Raw genomic sequence first — 17,846 nt, 5'->3', positions numbered from 1 at the left:
TGAACTCAGATTTTCTGCGGTATCGCGCTCTTACCGTCACGACCAATAATAATTCCGTCTTTCAATACCAGCTTGCGCGGCGGCGTGTATAACACCGCTGCCGGCACGTCGCTGGCTTCCAGCACCACCAGGTTGGCGGCGTTACCTTCCTTCAGATGTTCCAGCCCGTGGTTCGGCAGATTAATATGCTGGGCCGGAATACGCGTTATCATCTCGAAGGGGCGCATTAGCGGCGCATCGGCACGGTAATTGGCGCTGTAGGCGAACGTTTTCGCACGTTGTAGCTGATCGCCATCTCCCCAGGGGGACCACATATCCTGAATATTGTCGTTCGCCGCAGCGTAGAGAATTCCGGCATCTAATAGTGGTTCGATAGGCGGGAATGCGACATTGCCCGGAGCCGTGCCGATAACGCGGACGCCTAAGTCAGCCATGTCGGCCAGAACGGCGTTCAGTTCGCTTTCGGATATTTGTCCGAGTGAAAACGCGTGCGAGAGAGTGATTTTATCCTTCATCCCCAGCGCCTTGCCGCGAACAATAATCTCTTTGATGGAATCCAGCCCCATCTGACCCGGCTCGTGCAAATGAATATCGATCGGCTTACCGGTCTTTTCCGCCAGGGTAAAGAGGACATCAAGGTGGCCTTTGCGGTCGTTATCAAAACCCTGCGGGTCGAGGCCGCCGATGTATTCCACGCCCATATTCAGCGCCTGAGCCATGTAATCCGCAACGCCTGGCGATTTAATAATCCCTGATTGCGGAAAAGCGACGAACTCCATGCTCATGTAGCCCTTAAAATCCTCACGAATGCGTATCAGGGCTTCAACGTCGGACAGCTTAGTAAGCGGGTCGATGTCGATATGGCTTCGCAGATGCGTCGTTCCCATTGCCGCCATCTGCCGTACAAGGTTGGAGCCATAAAGGTAGGGGTCATGTTTAAGCTCTACGCGCAGTTTGCGTTCGTTGGCCGCTCGTTCCGCTACGCTGGCGGTGGCGATATGGTGTAGACGCTCCGGCGCGCCGAAGCGCGTTTTGTCGAGGTGGACGTGGGTATCAATGAAAGAGGGTAACAGCAGACAACCCGTGCAATCTATCGATTGCGCATTCGCGGCGGATAAGGCGTGGCCCGTACGGGCTATTTTGCCTTCGGCAATCAGGACATCCGTTGGCGCGCTTGCCGTTCCAATAACGATGTTCTTTAGCAAAATCGGCGACGCTGACGCAGGCAGCTTCGGCTTATTGTCGGCCGCCTGCGCTGGCGCATTTTGCGCAAACGCACGTCCACTCGCTACGGCCATTAGCGCGCTGCTGGCAATGGCGCTGCCGATAAGCGATCTCCGGGATATCATCATCTTAATTGATTCCTTATTTTATTATTGCCCTGAACGCGGAAAATAACCCGCTCACTGAATAGCACAGGTATTTGTGTATGCGTTAGTAGCACCCATTCGTCAAATGCGTGATCTGTTTTTGTGAGGCGAGAGGGCTAAAACAGCATAGTAACAATGGGTTACTAACTTCCCGTGGAGGAAATGTTCTTTTTAGCCGCAGGAGAGGGGAGAAAAGCGATTTATGCGAAGGTACGGTAACGCCTGTTGTACATGGTATTGTAAGTATCCCGGCAAAACGAACCATGCGCTGATAGAATTCTTCCGGGATACTAATTATGTCGGCAGTTGACCGTCATGGCTTTGGTTTGATATCTCCAGGCAGAGTAAAGTCCCCACTGCGATCTACGTAGCTCAGCCATGCCGCCATCTGGTTCGAGCACTCCAGACACATCATCTTGCAAACGTAAGCCCCTGATGGGGAAATACGGCTTTACTCTGCAAATTTCAACAGCGCTTCGCCATCGAGGCGATAGCGGACCCATTCGCTTTGCGCCGCGGCGCCAATACTGAGGTAAAAATCAATGGCCGGCTGGTTCCAGTCCAGCACGCTCCACTCAAGGCGTCCGCAGTGTCGCGCAACCGCATACCGGGCAATGGTTTTTAGCAGCGCTCGACCCGCGCCCTGGCCGCGATAATCCGGTGAGATATACAAATCTTCCATATAAATACCGTTGCGTCCGAGCCAGGTTGAATAGCTGGTGAAGAACACGGCATAGCCCGCCGTTTTACCGTCAATTTCGCAGATCAGCGCTTCGGTCTTACTGTCGTCGCCAAACAGGGTTTCGCGGATCTCTTCGGGGGTGGTAACCACTTCCTGTGGAGCTTTTTCATACACCGCCAGCTCATAAATCATGTTGTAGATGGCAGAAGCGTCATCCGCACGGGCCTGTCTAATCGTAATACTCATCATTTTTCCTGTCGTTTTCACACGTTAACGATATTGATGACGCTAAGCATAGGGGGTATTGTCAGAAGAATTAAGTGCAATGAAATCACCCAATGATGAATATTATGCATCCGGCGCTCAGACGCCTCGATCTCAATCTGTTGCTCGTTTTTGATGCCATCTATCGCCACAGTTCCGTTCGTCTCGCCGCCGATGAGCTGGCGATGAGTACCTCCGCGTTGAGTCACGCGCTGTCGCGGCTGCGCGTGGCGCTGAACGATCCGTTGTTTTTTCGCGAAGGGCATCGGATGTGCCCGAGCGTCTATGCCACTCAGCTCGCGCCCTCCATTGCTTCAGTATTGAAATTACTTAATCAGGAACTCACGCGACAGCCAGAGTTTAGTGCCGCCGACAGCACCGAGCGGATCCAGATAGCCATTACCGATTTCACCGCGTTATGCATTTTCCCTGCGCTGATGCAAAAGCTGCAGCATGAAGCGCCGGGCCTGCGTTTTGAGCTCCGTTATTTGCCACATAGCCCGGCACTGACGGAGCTGCTGGCGGGGGAGGTGGATCTGGCGCTGGGCTTCAGCACCGCTGAAGATATCCGGCATCATGAACTGGACGAAATTGACTGGTTTGAAGATGAGTATGTGGTTATTAGCAATACCCGTCGCACGGCGCTGACGCTGGCGGATTATCTCGCCGCGCGGCATCTGGTGGTCACGCCGTGGAACGAAAAGCAGGGGGTGTTGGATTTACGTTTGCAGGAATTAGGCTATACGCGGCAAATAGCGCTCAAAACTCCCTCAATGCTCAGCGCGCCGTTTATTGTGGCGCAAAGCGATCTGTTAATGGCGATTCCTCGTTATGCCGCAGAGAAGTTCCTTCATGCCGCCCCGATCGCGATTTTTCCTTTGCCGTTCACCATAAGCCCGTTCACCGTGAAGATCTATTCCCATAAACGCGGCGGGCAGCGAGGAGCAACCAAATGGCTGAAGACGGCGCTACAAAGCCTGGCATTGGCAGCGGATGCCGGGAGTTTTTAACCTCAAAAAACCGAACTTAAAATAACTATCGCAATAGTAACCGTCGCGACAAAACCGGTCTGAAAGGCGAGCGTTCGGATAACGGGGATCCCGGCGGTATACGCAATATAATGGACGATGCGCGCGAGCAAAAATATTGAAGCCGCAATTAACGTTATGGCGTTATTGACGTTAAGCAACGCGGCGACCACCACCAGTGGGGCAAAAATAACCAGGTTTTCTACCGCGTTGGCATGCGCCTTTTGCGCACGTTGCACCCAGGGCGCTGGACCGGTTGATTGCGAATGAGCACTCCCCGCTGCGGACGCGGCGTTAGCACGCGTGGCTCTGGCAATAATATAGGGGATCCACATCATAACCGTTAGCAGACAAATTAACGTAAGGATAATCAGTTCAGGATTATTTTTCATGGCAATTGACTCTGGTAATTAATAGCGATAGAGGAAAGTCTATGGCTAAGGTTAAAATAGAACCATATGCAAAAATGACAATTTTAATACCATTAACGACATGAAGATAAATATTCTGACTCTGGATGGCGTGTTCGATACCGGCTTAGCGACGTTGCTGGATACGTTCGCCGCGGCCAATGATATGGCGCGACGCCAGAGCATGAATATTTCTCGCTTTGAGGTACAGATGATTGCAATGACCGGGCAGGTTAAATCAGCCCATGGGCTGAGTATTCCTGCCCATCAGGCATCGGGTTTGGATTCTCCTGACTGGATTGTGGTACCGGCGCTCAATGTTCACGCACGACAATCGCCACCGGATGGCTGGCACGATATTGCTGACGCTAAGCGGTTTTTGCAAAACATGGCGAAGAACGGCGTTAAAATTGCCGCGGCCTGTTTAAATACCTTCATCCTGGCTGATAGCCGTTTGCTCAATGAACAGGCCGCCACAACGTCATGGCTCAATGCGGCGCCGCCAATCCTTCCCGGCGCTATGATGGGTCATGTGGAGCTGGCGCTGTGGCTGATTCGCCAGAGCAGCCCGCCGCTTGCGGATTTGCTTATAACAGCGATGGCGGGTGGTACACGCCAACCTCAGGTTTCCCGCTCGCCGGCAGGTTATTCTCCGCATGTCGATGACCTGATAAACCGCTTTGAGCACTGGTCGCGGGCGCATCTGGCGCAGGGATTTTCCCTGCAGGCGGCTGCCGGCGCGCTTAACGTGCATCCACGCACCTTGCAGCGCAGAACGGAGGTCGCGCTGGGTAAATCACCGTTGGCTTTTTTTCAGCAATTACGGATCGAGCGAGTAAAGCAGCTGCTTGCCGAGGGGAAAGATATAGAGTCGATTACCGCTGACGTGGGTTATTCGGAGGTGTCAACGCTGCTTGCGCTGCTGCGACGTCAGACTGGAAAAGGAATTCGGGCGTTGCGTCAGGCTGTGTGAGTGTATTCGTTTAAAGAAAGTAATTATAGAGTAAAGAGGAGTTGTTTTTCCTTGACGATATTATTAACTCTTTTATTTTTCCGAACCAGGCAATATCTATATCTTCTATGGTCAAATGTAGAATGGAAACCAGCAGGAATATTTTTGTCGGGTGGCGGCTAGCGCCTTACCCGACCTACGGAACTACTGGTGCTGGAGATCTCAAAATCCCCGGTGGCGCTGCCGCTTACCGGGGCTACTGCGCTTTGCGATTTGGTAGCCCGGAGAAGGCGCAACGCGCCGCGTCCGGGAAAAACCCTTAAAAAAGTTGCACACTGATAACAGTGCGGCCTGCCTTTAATTTATTCACCATGCTTGCTGAAACTGCCGGTGTGGGTGGCCTCAAAATCCCCGGTGGCGCTAGCGCTTACCGGGGCTACAGCAATGTGCAATTATGTTGCGGATAGCTCAATTGCCAGTCAGGATTATTTCTTTTTCTTCACCACTTTCCATTTTCCGCCAGCGGCGGTGTCGGCCAGCACGATTTTAAATCGGTTACTTTCCCAGTGGGGTAGGCCTAATATGCGCCGCGCTATACGGTTACCTTTCGCCTTAATCATGATGTCGCTCCTTATTTTATTAAAGATGCACTAAACCCACGCAGGAAAATATTCTGCGTTTCCCGAGGTTTTGATTTTCTAAAAAATAAAATTCACTAACAATTAAATTCAGGCTTTATTGTAGGGTGGCTATTTTTTAATTCAAGCCGCTATGAATATTCGGGCCTTAGTAGCAATAAAAACGTTTTTCCAGGCTTTTATCCCAGTAAACGGGTTTTATTGCCATTTTGTCCGGCGAAAAAGAGGGAAATAACGGCAGGGTTAAAACGACATACCGCCGATAACGGCCGCCAGGCGATCGAACATTTCGCCAAACAGATGTTCGCAGAAGGGAGCCAGCATCGGCATCATCATGCCGAGGGTCATAATGCCAAAGGTCATGGTCACCGGAAACCCGATCACGAATACCGATAGCTGCGGCGTCATACGGTTGAGCAGACCCAGGGCGATATTGAGCGTGAGCAACAGACAAATCAGCGGTAACGCCAGCATCATGCCGTTGATAAAGATTAACGAACCCAGCTGGGCGAGCGCCAGGAAACCGTTGCCGTTTAGCGGCTGGCTCTGGATCGGCAGGGTATGAAAACTGTCGGCCAGCAGCGAGATCAGCCACAGGTGGCCGTCAAAGCTTAAAAACAGCAGCATTGCCAGCAGGTTCAGCAGCCGCGCCAGCACCGGCATATTGGGGCCGCCGCTGGGGTCGAAGAAGGTGGCGAACGATAGCCCCATCTGCATGCCGATGACTTCGCCGGCGAGGCGTACCGCGGCGAAGGCCAGCTGCATCGTCAGCCCCAGCGCCGCGCCGATCAGGATCTGCTGAACCGCCAGCCATAAACCGGCAGCAGAGATAATGGGGATCGCGTTGGCGGGCAGCGTTGGGGCGATCAGTATTGCAATCAGGCCGCCGAGGCCGATTTTCACCTTTTTGCTTATCTGCTTTTCACTCAGCACCGGCGCGGTGCTGATGAGGGCCAGAATACGCAGCAGCGGCCAGAAATACTGGCTGAGCCATTCGCTAAGCTGGGCGCTGTCAAAGGGGATCACGGCTAGCCGATAATATTAGGCAGGTTGCTGAATAACGTGCGCATATAGTCCAGCAGCAGGTTCAGCATCCACGGCCCGGCGATAATAATCGTCGCCACTACCGCGAGAATTTTGGGGATAAACGACAGGGTCATTTCGTTAATCTGGGTGGCGGCCTGCAGCAGGCTGACCACCAGCCCGCTGATTAGCGCCGCCAGCAGCAGCGGTGCGGCCAGCGCCAGGGCAACCTTCATCGCTTCGGTGCCAATGGCCATCACGGATTCCGGCGTCATGATTGTTCTCCGGCGGTTCAGGAATAGAAGCTCTGCGCCAGCGAGCCGAGCAGCAGCTGCCAGCCATCCACCAGCACAAACAGCATTAGCTTAAACGGCAGCGAGATCGTCGCCGGCGGCACCATCATCATCCCTAGCGCCATCAGCACGCTGGCGACCACAAGATCGATAATCAGGAACGGAATAAACACCGTAAAACCAATCTGGAAAGCGGTTTTCAGTTCGCTGGTGACGTAGGCGGGCAGCAGAATACGCATCGGTACCGCCTCCGGCCCGGCCAGCGGCGGCTGGTTGGCCAGGCGAGCGTACAGCGCCAGGTCGCTTTCGCGGGTCTGGCGCAGCATAAATTCGCGCAGCGGCTGCGCGCCTTTATCCAGCGCCGCATCAAGGCCGATTTTGTCCTGACTAAAGGGCAGGTAGGCGTTCTCATAGACCTTGTCGAACACCGGCGACATGATAAAGAAGGTCAGGAACAGCGCCAGCCCGAGCATCACCTGGTTCGGCGGCGCGGAAGGCGTGCCCAGCGCGTTACGCAGCAGACCCAATACGATGATAATGCGGGTAAAACTGGTCATCATCAGCAGCATCGCCGGCAGGAAGGTCAGCGAGGTCAGCAGCACCAGCGTCTGCACCGGCAGCGACCAGCTCTGGCCGCCGTTGGCCAGCGGCTGACTGATAAGCCCCGGAAGCTGTGCGAAGGCGGCAGGACTCAGCAGCAGTAACGCGGCGGCGAGCCACGGCGCCCGACGGCGGAGACAAGCGAACAGAGTAGGGAACATGGCTATTTTTCCGGGCGGTTGAGGACGTTGCGCATCAGCTGGCGGAAGTCGTTCGCAGGCGTGACCGCCGGAGTATCTTCATCGCGCGGCGGCGCCGGGTACTGATGAAGCGGGGTGATCTGCTGGGCGGTAACGCCCAGCACCAGCAGGGTATTATCGACTTCCACTACCACCACGCGCTCGCGCTGGCCAACCTGGCTGCTGGCGCGCAGGTTAAGCAGCCGGCTGTCGCGCGCCTGCGGCGCAAAGCCGAGGCGGCGGAACAGCCAACCGGCCAGCAGGATCAGGAGCAGAATCGCGCCGAGCGCGCTACTCACCTGCATGAGCGCCGAGCCGCCGGATATTGCCGGTTCGGTAACCGGTTGGCTGGCCTGCACGGTAACGGGGGCGGTCATTAGCGGCTCAACCGACGCATACGTTCGGACGGGGTAATGATATCGGTAATACGCACGCCGAATTTATCGGCCACCACTACCACTTCGCCCTGGGCTATCAGATAGCCGTTGATCAGGATATCCAGCGGTTCGCCCGCCAGGCCATCCAGCGCGACAACCGATCCCTGCGACAGGCGCAGCAGCTCTTTGATAGTCATTTTGGTGCGCCCCAGTTCAACGGTCAGCTTCACCGGAATATCGAGGATCAGATCGATATCCTGCAGGCTGCCGAGCGCATCCTGGGCCTCCAGCGATTTGAACACCCCATCGGTGGTGGCGCTGGATTTTTCAGACGACTGCTGTTCATTAAGCGCATCAGCCCACAGATCGTCTACGGATTCCTTTCCTGCGCCAGACGGTTGCTTAGGATCACTCATTGGGCTGTTCCTCACTCAGAGCATTCAAAATAGGGTTAATCAAGTGTTCAACACGAAGGGCGTACTGCCCGTTTAAGGTGCCATATTGGCTGGTCAGCACCGGCACGCCGTCGACATGGGCGATAATGCGATCCGGTTTATCTATCGGTAAAACGTCGCCAGGCTGCAGCTTAAGTATTTTCGATAAGCGCATCGGGATATCGACGAAGTTGGCAATCAGCTCCAGCTCAGAGTGCTGCACCTGCTTGACCAACGTTTCGCGCCATTGGCTATCTTCCTGGCGGGAATTCTCCAGCGGCGGATTGGTCAGCAGTTCACGCAGCGGTTCAATCATGGCGAACGGAATACAGATATTGAATTCGCCGCTTAGCGCGCCAATCTCCACCTGGAACGGCGTGGTCACCACGATATCGTTCGGCGAGGTGGTGATGTTGGTGAATTTGACCTGCATTTCCGCACGCACGTATTCGACGTCAATCTTATAGATTGCGCTCCACGCGTCGCCGTAGGCGTCTAGCGCCAGGCGCAGCATGCGTTTGATGACCCGCTGTTCGGTGGGCGTGAATTCGCGGCCTTCGACCTTGGTCGGAAAACGCCCGTCGCCGCCGAACAGGTTATCGACGGCGATAAATACCAGGCTCGGCGCGAAGACGAACAGCGCCGTGCCGCGCAGCGGGTTCAGGTGTACCAGATTAAGATTGGTCGGCACCGGCAGGTTGCGGGCAAACTCGTGGTACGGCTGAATTTTAATCGGCCCGACGGTGATGTCCGGACTGCGGCGCAGCAGGTTGAACAATCCCATGCGGAACTGCCGGGCAAAACGCTCGTTGATAATTTCCAGCGCCTGCAGGCGTTCACGCACCACGCGGCGCTGGGTATTCGGATCGTAAGGCTTAACCTCGCTCTCTTTACCGCCGACAACCGTCTCGGGCTCGTCGCCCGTGTTGTCGCCGTTGAGCAAGGCGTCGATCTCTGCCTGTGAAAGAATGCTATCGCCCATGGTGATTACCGCAGTATGAAGGCGGTGAACAGCACATCGCTGACCACCTGCTTCGGTTGTCCCTTAACCAGCGGCGCGCTCAGCGTCTCTTTGATCTGCGCGACCAGCTGCTGCTTGCCCTGCTCATTGGCCAGATGACCGGCCTCCTGACGCGAGAGCAGCATCAGCAGGCGGCTGCGCACCTCCGGCAGAAAATCATTAAGCTGGCGGCGGGTTGCTTCATCCGGCAGGCGCAGCGTCAGGCCGATATACAGTACGCGGTCCGGATCGTTGTCCGGGGTCACCAGATTGACGGTGAAGGTATCGAGCGGCATAAATACTGGCGGCGCGGGCGGTTTTTCCTTTTCGATGGCGGTTTGCGCGCCGCTGTCGCGCTGTTGCAGCAGCCACCAGCTGTAGCCTGCGGCTGCGCAGGCGGCCACGGCGACGATCGTCAGCAGGATGATCAGTAAGGGACGTTTGGGCGCGGTTGCCGGAAGGGAGTTTTGAGACATAGCCAAATCAAATTCCTGTTGTTCCGCCCGCCGCGTTGCTGACGGGCATCACGCGCGGCGGCGCCGCACGTATGACATATAAAGGTATTATCGCGGCTAACGCGCGAGGCAATAGCCGGAATAAACGGGCAAATGGGGGCCAGATTGGCCGTTTAGCGCCCCTCAGGCGAAAATATCGACGCCGTTGAGCTGGTTGGCCATTCGCTGCAGGGCTGCCGGGGCGATGACTGGCTCAATCGGCGCGCCATCGTTGCCGCCGCCGTGGCGTTCCGCGTAGCTGGCGCGGCCTTCACCATTACCGTTTTGCTGCTGCCATTGCGGCGTTGCCTCGCCGCCAACGCTGCTCTGACCGAGGTTGATTCCGCTTTCCGCCAGCGCGTGACGTAGCTGCGGCATCGCCGCCTCGACCGCCGCGCGTACCTGACCGTGTGCGGAAGCGATATGCAGCTGCGCCTGTTTATCGTCGAGCTGTAGGGTGATCTGCAGCGCGCCCAGCTCCTGCGGATGCAGGCGCAGTTCGGCGCTCTGCTGGCCGTTGCGATGGAACATCAGCACCTGCTGGCTCAGCGCCTGCTGCCATTCCGGGCTGCCGAGCTGGGCATTAAGCTGCGGCGTCGGCGGCGCGGTTACCAGCGCATTGGCGGGCGTGGCGCTTTGGCTGGGGCTGGCGGCGGCGAAAGCGACGGCGGCTGGCTGCGCTGGAGCATTCTCCGCCGGGCGTTCGGCCATATCGTGCTGCGGCGTGGTCGCGGCCTGCGCGACAGGGGAAGGCAGATTTTGCCCGCTAAGGGGATCCGTGCCCTGCTGCAATTTCGCCGCCGGCTCGCCTGGCGGCAGATTCCCGATATCCTGAGTAGTCGCGTTGCCGATACGGAGCGCGGCTTTATCGCCGGTAAGCGCAGGTTGTTGATCCTGCGGTAGCGCCGTCTGCGGCGGCTGAGCGACGATTGTCGCCGGCAGCATGGCGTACAGCGCCTGCAGCGTCGCCGGATCTACGGTTTTCGCCTCGCTGAGCGGCGGCGTATCCGTGTCGGCATCCTCTTTTTTCACTGTCGCGTCGACGGCGTTTTCCGCCGATGCCGGTAGCGCATTGACCAGCAGCGCGCCGCGTTCGCCGAGCGCGGCCAGCAGTTGGTTAAGCTGGTTACGGCTTAGCGGCGGGGCGCTTTCATCGTCGGCGCTCAGCGCAGCGGGCGGCAGCGTGCTGCTTGGCGCGGGCGTGAAGCGCGCGCCAAGCAGTTGCGCGAAGGCCGACGACAGCTGAACGTCATCGAGCGCCAGATCCGGCAGGGCGCTGGCGTCGCCGTGCAGGCTAAGGGCGGGCAAAGCATTGAGATTCATGAAGCGGTATTCCTTTGTGTACTGCGTTGCGCGAACTCATCCATCAATTTTTGATTGCGTTTGTTTTCCAACTGCAGCTCGGCGTTTTGCGCGCGTGTGTGCAGGGTGTCGTAGGCGTTCAGCCGCTGCTGATGGTCCTGCCACTGCTTCACGGCGTGATCCACCTTTTGCCCCCACTGCAGCAGCTGCTGGCGCTGTTGTTCGATGGCCTGTTCGAGAGTGGCGATAAACTGCTGGTAGTTCTGCCAGCGCGAGCTTTCCATGCCGCCGGAAAGGGTGCTGTTGAGCTTCTGCCGGTACTCGTCCTGATAGTTAAGCAGCATCGTCAGCTGTTGCTCGGCGGCCTGTTGCGCCTGACGCGCCTGACCCAGGCGCTGCGCCGCCTGTTCAACGGCCTCCTGGGCCAGATTGCGCAGGGTAATCAAAGGGGACTGTGCTTTCATCGCGTGGCGTCTCCGATGGCGTTATACAATCAACTGCTGTAGCTGCTGGCAGGCTTCGTCATAACCGCAGCGCTCGAAAATTCCCTGCTGCAGGTAGGTCTCCATTTGCGGATACAGGGTAATGGCTTTATCCAGCAGCGGGTCGCTACCGGCGGCATAGGCGCCGACGCTTATCAAATCGCGGTTGCGCTGGAAGCTGGCCAGCATCTGTTTAAAGGTGCGTACCCGGCGATAATGTTCGTCATCGATAAGCGACGTCATCGCGCGGCTGATCGAGGCTTCAATATCGATGGCCGGGTAGTGACCGGCCTCCGCCAGACGTCGGGACAGCACCACGTGACCATCGAGGATCGCGCGTGCCGAATCGGCGATCGGATCCTGCTGATCGTCCCCTTCGGTGAGCACGGTATAGAAGGCGGTGATCGAACCGCCGCCGCTGATACCGTTGCCCGCGCGTTCAACCAGCGCCGGCAGTTTGGCGAATACCGAGGGCGGATAGCCTTTGGTAGCCGGCGGTTCGCCGATCGCCAGCGCGATTTCGCGCTGCGCCATCGCATAGCGGGTGAGCGAATCCATGATCAGCAGCACGTGCTGGCCGCGATCGCGAAAATCTTCGGCAATGCGGGTGGCGTAAGCGGCGCCCTGCATGCGCAGCAGCGGCGATACATCTGCCGGGGCGGCGATCACCACCGAACGCGCGCGGCCTTCGGCGCCGAGAATATTCTCGATAAAGTCTTTGACTTCCCGGCCGCGTTCGCCGATCAGGCCGACGACGATAACGTCGGCCTGGGTGTAGCGCGCCATCATGCCCAGCAGTACGCTTTTACCGACGCCGGAGCCGGCGAACAGTCCCATACGTTGGCCGCGTCCAACGGTCAGCAGGCCGTTGATGGTGCGCACGCCGACGTCCAGCACCTGCTCGATAGGGGTACGCTGCAGCGGGTTAAACGGCGCGGTAATCAGTGGCGCGCGATAGCCGGTTTCCGGCGCGGGCAGGCCGTCAAGCGGCCTGGCGCCGCCGTCGAGCACGCGTCCCAGCAGCGCCGGGCCCAATGGCAGTTGTTTACCGGCGTGCTGGCCGTCCGCCGCGCTGCGGGCGTAAACCCGCGCTCCCGGCACAATCCCTTCGACCTCTTCCAGCGGCATCAGATACAGCCGCTGATCGTTAAAGCCGACCACTTCGCTTTCCACTTCCTGCACACCGTCGCCGCCGTCGCGTTCGATAAGGCAGGTCGCGCCGAGCGGCAGCTGCAGGCCGGTGGCTTCCAGCACCAGGCCGGTGGCGCGGGTCAGCCGACCGTAGCGTCGCACGGTCGGCGTTCGGGCGATACGCTGTTCCAGCGCTTCAAGCGAATTCAGCCAGCGGCCGAGACGGGCGGTCATCACAGCGCTCCCGGCGCGGCGAGGCGACACAATTCATGCCAGCGGGTGGCGAGACTGGCGTCGAGATCGCCCTCTTCGGCGCTGACCTTACAGCCGCCGGGGTGTAGATCGCCGTCCGCCAGCAGCCGCCAGCCGTGCAGGCTGAGGGTGGTGCCTAACTGCTGCTCAACGCGCTCATAATCTTGCGGGTGTACGCGCAGCTGCGGCTTGCCGTTGAACATAGGCTCTTGCTGGATCAACTGTTGAATTTGCGTCAGCAGGGCGGTGCCGTCGCAGACCGGAGGCTGGCCAAGCACCTGTTTCGCGGCGGTCAGCGCCAGCTGCATCAGGCGTGAGGCGATGACCGAATCGAGCGCGTCAAGGGTGTGCTGAAACTCGCTCACCAGCTGCTGCCAGTGGTCGGTCAGCGGCTGCTGCTGCTGCTGTGCTTCCAGCAGCCCCTGCTGGCGACCCTCCTCAAGCCCCTGCTGAAATCCGGCTTCATAGCCTTTTTGCTGACCATCGGCATAACCGGATTGCTGGCCTTGTTGCTCGGCCTGTACGCGCAGGGCGGCAAGCTGCTGCTGCAATTCCGCCTGAGCGTCAGGCTGCAAGGCTTCGTTATCCAACGTCGGTAGCGGCGGTTCGAAAGCCGGCGCCGCGTCGCCAAGGTCGTTGAGCGACCAGGGCTGCCAGGGCATGGAATTAATGCGATCAGACATAGGTGTCCTCGCCGCCGCCAATGATCATTTCGCCGCTCTCCGCCAGCCGTCTTACCACCAGCAGAATCGCTTTCTGTTCGTTTTCCACCTGCGACATGCGCACCGGCCCGCGGTTGGCGAGATCGTCGCGCAGAATATCGGCCGCGCGCTGGGACATGTTTTTGAGGAACTTCTCGCGCAGCGGCTGCTCGGCGCCCTTCAGAGCAATCAGCAGCGATTCGTTGTCCACGTCCTGCAGCAGGCGCTGGATACTACGATCGTCGACCTCCACCAGGTTTTCGAACAGGAACATCTCGTCGATGATCTTCTGCGCCAGCTCGCCATCGTATTCGCGCATCGCGTCGATAACGGCTTCTTCCTGCTGGGTTTTCATCAGGTTGATAATCTCGGCGGCGGTACGCACTCCGCCCATTTTGCTGCGCTTGAGGTTCTGGCCGTCGAGCAGGTTGTTGAGCACTTCGGTCAACTCCGCCAGCGCCGCTGGTTGTACGCCGCCGAAGGTGGCGATACGCAGCATCACGTCGTTGCGCAGGCGCTCATCGAATTGCGCCAGAATATCCGCCGCCTGGCCGCGCTTGAGGTGTACCAGGATGGTGGCGATGATCTGCGGGTGTTCATCGCGGATCAGATCGGCGGCGCTCTGCGGCTCCATAAAGTTGAGTGTTTCCATCCCGGAGGTGGTTTCACGGGATTCGAGGATATCCTCCAGCAGGCTGGCGGCGCGCTCTTCGCCCAGCGCTTTCACCAGCACCGAACGCAAATAGTCGCTGGCGTTGACGCTCAGGGCGGCGAACTGTTCGGCATCGTCTTCAAATTCAGACAGGATCTCGCCGAGCTGTTTATGCGAGACCTGGCTCATGCCGGCCATGGTGCCGCTCAAAAGCTGGACTTCGCGGGAGGAGAGGTGCTTGAGCACCTCCGCCGCGCGGTCTTCGCCCAGCGTCATCAGTAAAATGGCGCTTTTATCGGTTCCGGTCAGGCTCATAGTTCGTTACTCATCCATTGGCGGATTACCAGAGCGACGACCCGCGGATCTTTATCCGCCAGTTCGCGGATGCGTTGGCTCTGGACTTCTGCGCTGACGCGCTGCTGCGATTTACGACGCAGCGCCAGCTCCTCATTGCTTGGTTTATGGCTGTCGTTTGCTTTAGCGACCGGCGCGCTGGCGGCGGCGACCGCAGCTTGCTGTGCGGCCTGACGCTGCTGCAGCTGTGGCTTAATCAGCTTGCGCCACAATACCCAGCCGACCAGCAGCACCAGAAGGTAACGTCCCAGCTCGAGCAGCAAATCGATAAACGCCTGGCTCTGCCAGAATGGCAGCTCGCCGCCGGTCATCTGATTGTCGGTAAACGGCGTATTGACCACCTGCAGGCTATCGCCGCGGGTGCTTGAGTAGCCCATCGCTTCGCGCACCAGCGCTTCAATCTGCGCCAGTTGTTCCTTACTCATCGGCTGCGCTTTGCCGTCGGCGTTGAGGCTATAGTTCACCACCACGGCGACCGACAGACGTTCCACCGTCCCGGCTTTTTGTTGGGTATGGCGGATCGTGCGATCGAGTTCGTAGTTGGTGGTGGCGTCGCGTCGGGTGCTTAACGGGCCGCTGTTGGCCGCGGCGCTACGGGTGTTGGTCGCGTTGTTGGCGTTATTGGCCGCCGGTTTAGCGGTTTCAATCGGCGCGGTGGCCGGCGCGCTCGGCTGGTTGGATAACGCCCCAGGGACGCCGCCCACCTGCGGCCCGCCGATTTGCTCGTTGCTGCTGGTTTGCTGCGAACGGATCGCCGCTTTCTCGGGCTGCTGGTTCGGCTGATACTGTTCGTCGGTCTGCTCGCGAGAGGCGAAATCGATCTGTGCGGTCACCTGAGCGCGAACGTTGGCGCTGCCGACCACCGGCGCCAGGATGGTTTCAATGCGTCGCTGATAGCCGTTTTCCACTTCGTTGGCATATTTCAGCTGCGAGGCGTTGAGGTCGCGTCCGGTGCCGTCGGACTGCGTCAGCAGGCGTCCGGCCTGATCGACCACGGTGACGTTGCCCGCCGGCAGGCCGGCGACGCTACTCGATACCATATAGACGATAGCGTTGATTTGGCCATCATCCAGCGCACGACCCGGCTGCAGCGTCAGGGTGACAGAGGCGGAAGGGGATTTTTGCTCGCGGACGAACAGCGAGGGTTTCGGCAGCGCCAGGTGCACACGCGCATTCTGCACCGGCCCCAGCGACTCGATAGTGCGTGAGAGTTCGCCTTCGAGAGCGCGCTGATAGTTAATCTGTTCGCTGAACTGGCTGATGCCGAATTTTTCCTGATCCAGCAGTTCGAAGCCAACGGCGCCGCCCTTCGGCAGCCCCTGCTGCGCCAGGCGCAGACGGGTTTCATGCACTTTCTCCGCCGGGATCATCAGCGCCGCGCCGTTTTCGGCGAAGCGGTAGGGGATGTTCATCTGCGTCAGCTGGGTGACGATAGCGCCGCCGTCGCGATCGTTCAGATTGCTGTACAGCACGCGATAATCCGGGCTTTTCGCCCACAGCAGCAGCGCGACGATAATGGCGATAGCGGCGGAGGCGGCGACCAGCAGCGGTATTTTTGGATTGGCGCGCAGACGGCTCCAGATGGCCTGCAGGCCGTTGTCGCGGCTTTCGCCGGCGGATAACGAGGCACTCATGGTTGGCGGTATCCTTCGCTGGCGTTCAGGCGGCGACGCGCGCTGGCGTGCTGACGAACGGTATGGATAGCGTTATGTGACAAAACAGACTCCCTGATACACATCTTTTCTCAATAGCGGCGCTCCCATTTCTGGGCAGGCCATTATTCGTCTTATCAGATGATTCTGATTGCCCGATAAGCCGGGTTTTTTGCAGCTAATTAACCGCTTTAAGTAAAAATCGCTGTGTTAGGGTGTGCAGCATTGGAGAAGTACAGGGTGAAATAGCGCCTGGCGATCACGATAGTATTGAGGAAAAGATGGCGATTCAGGGTATTGAAGGCGTACTGCAACAGATGCAGGCGATGGCGATTCAGGCGGGAAATAACGGGCAGAATAGCGTACCGCAGGGAGTCAGTTTTGCCAGTGAATTGACCGCCGCGCTGGGTAAAATCAGCGATACCCAGCAGGCTGCGCGTCAACAGGCGCAGAACTTCGAGCTGGGCGTGCCGGGCATCAGCCTGAATGATGTGATGGTCGATTTACAGAAATCTTCAGTTTCATTGCAGATGGGTGTGCAGGTGCGCAATAAGCTGGTGGCGGCCTATCAGGACATCATGAATATGCCCGTTTAGGTGTGATAACTCTATATAATATCTATTATTGTAGTGGTCAAGTAATATTGGCCACGGTTTTACAGTAAAAATGGTACCTGTTCTCAGACTCTTCCGGCGCCAACCCACCGTTATAATAGTGAGGTCTGACGCTGTTGTAGTAGTTCAATATGTAACCATTAATTTGCTGTCGGACTTCGTCCTTGCCTGCGTAACCATTCACCGGTACCCATTCTGTTTTCAGACTGAGGAAGAAGCGTTCCATGGGACTATTATCCCAGCAGTTTCCTCGCCGACTGACGCTTTGTTTAATTCTGTAACGCCAGAAAAGTTGTTGATATTTCAGACCGGTATACTGGCTGCCCTGATCGCTATGGAACATAACATCATGCCGTTGACCACGCGTCTAATAAGCCATCCGCAGAGCGTTGCTTATCAGTGCGGTATCGGCATGCGCTGACAGACTCCAGCCGATAACCCTGCGGGCAAAAAGATCCATAACGATCGCCAGATAGCACCAGCGATTTCCTGCCCAGATATACGTAATATCTCCGCACCATATCCGATCTGGCTCGGGCACAGCGAACTGGCGCTCAAGCAGATTCGGCAGGCAGGTATGCTCCTGACGGGCATTTTTGTACTGATGTTTTCCAGGCTGGCAACTGCTCAGGTTCAGATGTTTCATCAGACGCCCCGCACGGTAACGGCTCATCGGGACGCCGTTTTGGGTCAGCATGTCAGCCAGAGTGCGCGCCCCTGCTGAGCTGCGGCTCTGATTCCACGCCCGGCGTATTTCGCTGCACAGCCTGACTCGCGCCGGATTAACCGTATCACGTCGTTTTCGCCAGTATCGGTAACTGCTGCGGTGTATTCCCAGAGCAGAACACAGGCTGACGACCGTGTGGCTGTCGCTCAGTCTGGCAACTATCGTGAACCGTTCAGCGAGTCGGACATCAAGAGCGCAGTGGCCTTTTTTAATATCGTATTCTGTTCCTCCAGGC

20 protein-coding genes and 1 pseudogene are annotated in these 17,846 nt (G+C 57.8%); 3 read left to right on the top strand and 18 right to left on the bottom strand.

Annotation, left to right across the window (positions count from 1 at the left end; translation table 11 throughout):
- Window positions 1-5 precede the first annotated feature (5 nt).
- Complete coding sequence (locus tag PGR10_RS13985; protein ID WP_430923650.1) at window positions 6-1,352, bottom strand: amidohydrolase; 1,347 nt, start codon at window positions 1,350-1,352, stop codon at window positions 6-8.
- 469 nt (window positions 1,353-1,821) lie between these two features.
- The gene (locus tag PGR10_RS13980) at window positions 1,822-2,298 is read right to left on the bottom strand and encodes a GNAT family N-acetyltransferase (protein WP_271032302.1); all 477 of its coding nucleotides are present in this window, start codon (window positions 2,296-2,298) and stop codon (window positions 1,822-1,824) included.
- A gap of 92 nt (window positions 2,299-2,390) precedes the next feature.
- Between PGR10_RS13980 and PGR10_RS13975 the strand changes: the two genes are divergently transcribed.
- Window positions 2,391-3,326 carry a LysR family transcriptional regulator gene (locus PGR10_RS13975; RefSeq protein WP_087858092.1) on the top strand — a complete coding sequence of 312 codons (936 nt, stop codon included), beginning with the start codon at window positions 2,391-2,393 and terminating at the stop codon, window positions 3,324-3,326.
- A 2-nt stretch (window positions 3,327-3,328) separates the two neighbouring features.
- On the opposite strand, the gene PGR10_RS13970 is transcribed toward PGR10_RS13975, so the two are convergent.
- On the bottom strand, window positions 3,329-3,736 hold the full coding sequence (locus tag PGR10_RS13970; protein WP_430923649.1) for an MAPEG family protein: 408 nt from the start codon (window positions 3,734-3,736) through the stop codon (window positions 3,329-3,331).
- A gap of 100 nt (window positions 3,737-3,836) precedes the next feature.
- On the opposite strand from PGR10_RS13970, the gene PGR10_RS13965 reads away from it, so the two are divergent.
- Entirely contained in the window at window positions 3,837-4,727 is an 891-nt protein-coding gene (locus PGR10_RS13965) for a GlxA family transcriptional regulator (protein WP_430923648.1), read from the top strand.
- Window positions 4,728-5,191: 464 nt separating this feature from the next.
- Here the strand turns inward: PGR10_RS13965 and sra are convergent, their stop codons facing one another.
- The 14 genes from sra to fliF all read right to left on the bottom strand — a co-directional run bounded on the left by sra (window position 5,192) and on the right by fliF (window position 16,252).
- Window positions 5,192-5,326 (bottom strand): stationary-phase-induced ribosome-associated protein, encoded by a 135-nt coding sequence (gene sra / locus PGR10_RS13960; RefSeq protein WP_015367304.1) that lies wholly within the window; start codon window positions 5,324-5,326, stop codon window positions 5,192-5,194.
- A 261-nt stretch (window positions 5,327-5,587) separates the two neighbouring features.
- Complete coding sequence (gene fliR / locus PGR10_RS13955) at window positions 5,588-6,370, bottom strand: flagellar biosynthetic protein FliR (RefSeq protein WP_430923647.1); 783 nt, start codon at window positions 6,368-6,370, stop codon at window positions 5,588-5,590.
- Window positions 6,371-6,372: 2 nt separating this feature from the next.
- Window positions 6,373-6,642 (bottom strand): flagellar biosynthesis protein FliQ, encoded by a 270-nt coding sequence (gene fliQ, locus PGR10_RS13950; RefSeq protein WP_015367302.1) that lies wholly within the window; start codon window positions 6,640-6,642, stop codon window positions 6,373-6,375.
- A gap of 17 nt (window positions 6,643-6,659) precedes the next feature.
- Complete coding sequence (gene fliP, locus PGR10_RS13945) at window positions 6,660-7,421, bottom strand: flagellar type III secretion system pore protein FliP (protein WP_113374253.1); 762 nt, start codon at window positions 7,419-7,421, stop codon at window positions 6,660-6,662.
- A 2-nt stretch (window positions 7,422-7,423) separates the two neighbouring features.
- Window positions 7,424-7,816, bottom strand: coding sequence for a flagellar biosynthetic protein FliO (gene fliO / locus PGR10_RS13940; protein WP_430923646.1), 393 nt, complete (start codon window positions 7,814-7,816; stop codon window positions 7,424-7,426).
- Window positions 7,816-8,232 carry a flagellar motor switch protein FliN gene (gene fliN / locus PGR10_RS13935; protein ID WP_015367299.1) on the bottom strand — a complete coding sequence of 139 codons (417 nt, stop codon included), beginning with the start codon at window positions 8,230-8,232 and terminating at the stop codon, window positions 7,816-7,818. Before fliN ends, fliO begins: the two co-directional genes overlap by 1 nt.
- Window positions 8,225-9,232 carry a flagellar motor switch protein FliM gene (gene fliM, locus PGR10_RS13930; protein WP_015367298.1) on the bottom strand — a complete coding sequence of 336 codons (1,008 nt, stop codon included), beginning with the start codon at window positions 9,230-9,232 and terminating at the stop codon, window positions 8,225-8,227. The genes fliN and fliM overlap by 8 nt, the downstream gene beginning before the upstream one ends.
- A 5-nt stretch (window positions 9,233-9,237) precedes the next feature.
- Entirely contained in the window at window positions 9,238-9,726 is a 489-nt protein-coding gene (gene fliL / locus PGR10_RS13925) for a flagellar basal body-associated protein FliL (RefSeq protein WP_308958852.1), read from the bottom strand.
- A gap of 162 nt (window positions 9,727-9,888) precedes the next feature.
- On the bottom strand, window positions 9,889-11,067 hold the full coding sequence (locus PGR10_RS13920; RefSeq protein ID WP_430923645.1) for a flagellar hook-length control protein FliK: 1,179 nt from the start codon (window positions 11,065-11,067) through the stop codon (window positions 9,889-9,891).
- Complete coding sequence (fliJ, locus tag PGR10_RS13915) at window positions 11,064-11,510, bottom strand: flagellar export protein FliJ (protein ID WP_015367295.1); 447 nt, start codon at window positions 11,508-11,510, stop codon at window positions 11,064-11,066. Before fliJ ends, PGR10_RS13920 begins: the two co-directional genes overlap by 4 nt.
- Window positions 11,511-11,531: 21 nt before the next feature.
- Window positions 11,532-12,893, bottom strand: a complete 1,362-nt coding sequence (fliI, locus tag PGR10_RS13910; protein WP_213317037.1) for a flagellar protein export ATPase FliI — start codon at window positions 12,891-12,893, stop codon at window positions 11,532-11,534.
- Entirely contained in the window at window positions 12,893-13,594 is a 702-nt protein-coding gene (fliH, locus tag PGR10_RS13905; protein WP_113374248.1) for a flagellar assembly protein FliH, read from the bottom strand. The genes fliI and fliH overlap by 1 nt, the downstream gene beginning before the upstream one ends.
- A complete protein-coding gene (gene fliG, locus PGR10_RS13900; RefSeq protein WP_430923644.1) occupies window positions 13,587-14,579 on the bottom strand; it encodes a flagellar motor switch protein FliG in 993 nt (330 codons plus the stop codon). Before fliG ends, fliH begins: the two co-directional genes overlap by 8 nt.
- The gene (fliF, locus tag PGR10_RS13895; RefSeq protein WP_271032310.1) at window positions 14,576-16,252 is read right to left on the bottom strand and encodes a flagellar basal-body MS-ring/collar protein FliF; all 1,677 of its coding nucleotides are present in this window, start codon (window positions 16,250-16,252) and stop codon (window positions 14,576-14,578) included. The genes fliG and fliF overlap by 4 nt, the downstream gene beginning before the upstream one ends.
- Before the next feature lie 299 nt (window positions 16,253-16,551).
- Here fliF and fliE point away from each other — a divergent pair, with 299 nt between their 5' ends.
- On the top strand, window positions 16,552-16,866 hold the full coding sequence (fliE, locus tag PGR10_RS13890; RefSeq protein WP_015367290.1) for a flagellar hook-basal body complex protein FliE: 315 nt from the start codon (window positions 16,552-16,554) through the stop codon (window positions 16,864-16,866).
- A gap of 37 nt (window positions 16,867-16,903) precedes the next feature.
- Here fliE and PGR10_RS13885 read toward each other — a convergent pair.
- Window positions 16,904-17,846, bottom strand: a pseudogene (locus PGR10_RS13885) (IS3 family transposase); the annotation flags it as partial.

It is taken from the genome of Klebsiella sp. 141198 (genome assembly GCF_050600785.1).
Classification (GTDB): Bacteria; Pseudomonadota; Gammaproteobacteria; order Enterobacterales; family Enterobacteriaceae; genus Klebsiella; species Klebsiella aerogenes.
The sequence above is the reverse complement of the archived record's forward strand: the minus strand, read 5'-3'. Positions and strand labels throughout refer to the sequence as shown.

Bases quoted from the DNA above. Each gene is read 5' to 3' on its own strand.
- fliI (WP_213317037.1), bottom strand. From the start codon at position 12,893: ATGACCGCCCGTCTCGGCCGCTGGCTGAATTCGCTTGAAGCGCTGGAA.
- PGR10_RS13970 (WP_430923649.1), bottom strand. From the start codon at position 3,736: ATGAAAAATAATCCTGAACTGATTATCCTTACGTTAATTTGTCTGCTA.
- PGR10_RS13980 (WP_271032302.1), bottom strand. From the start codon at position 2,298: ATGAGTATTACGATTAGACAGGCCCGTGCGGATGACGCTTCTGCCATC.
- fliM (WP_015367298.1), bottom strand. From the start codon at position 9,232: ATGGGCGATAGCATTCTTTCACAGGCAGAGATCGACGCCTTGCTCAAC.
- fliO (WP_430923646.1), bottom strand. From the start codon at position 7,816: ATGACCGCCCCCGTTACCGTGCAGGCCAGCCAACCGGTTACCGAACCG.
- fliJ (WP_015367295.1), bottom strand. From the start codon at position 11,510: ATGAAAGCACAGTCCCCTTTGATTACCCTGCGCAATCTGGCCCAGGAG.
- PGR10_RS13965 (WP_430923648.1), top strand. From the start codon at position 3,837: ATGAAGATAAATATTCTGACTCTGGATGGCGTGTTCGATACCGGCTTA.
- PGR10_RS13920 (WP_430923645.1), bottom strand. From the start codon at position 11,067: ATGAATCTCAATGCTTTGCCCGCCCTTAGCCTGCACGGCGACGCCAGC.
- fliE (WP_015367290.1), top strand. From the start codon at position 16,552: ATGGCGATTCAGGGTATTGAAGGCGTACTGCAACAGATGCAGGCGATG.
- fliQ (WP_015367302.1), bottom strand. From the start codon at position 6,642: ATGACGCCGGAATCCGTGATGGCCATTGGCACCGAAGCGATGAAGGTT.
- PGR10_RS13985 (WP_430923650.1), bottom strand. From the start codon at position 1,352: ATGATGATATCCCGGAGATCGCTTATCGGCAGCGCCATTGCCAGCAGC.
- fliL (WP_308958852.1), bottom strand. From the start codon at position 9,726: ATGTCTCAAAACTCCCTTCCGGCAACCGCGCCCAAACGTCCCTTACTG.
- sra (WP_015367304.1), bottom strand. From the start codon at position 5,326: ATGATTAAGGCGAAAGGTAACCGTATAGCGCGGCGCATATTAGGCCTA.
- fliH (WP_113374248.1), bottom strand. From the start codon at position 13,594: ATGTCTGATCGCATTAATTCCATGCCCTGGCAGCCCTGGTCGCTCAAC.
- PGR10_RS13975 (WP_087858092.1), top strand. From the start codon at position 2,391: ATGATGAATATTATGCATCCGGCGCTCAGACGCCTCGATCTCAATCTG.
- fliF (WP_271032310.1), bottom strand. From the start codon at position 16,252: ATGAGTGCCTCGTTATCCGCCGGCGAAAGCCGCGACAACGGCCTGCAG.
- fliP (WP_113374253.1), bottom strand. From the start codon at position 7,421: ATGTTCCCTACTCTGTTCGCTTGTCTCCGCCGTCGGGCGCCGTGGCTC.
- fliN (WP_015367299.1), bottom strand. From the start codon at position 8,232: ATGAGTGATCCTAAGCAACCGTCTGGCGCAGGAAAGGAATCCGTAGAC.
- fliG (WP_430923644.1), bottom strand. From the start codon at position 14,579: ATGAGCCTGACCGGAACCGATAAAAGCGCCATTTTACTGATGACGCTG.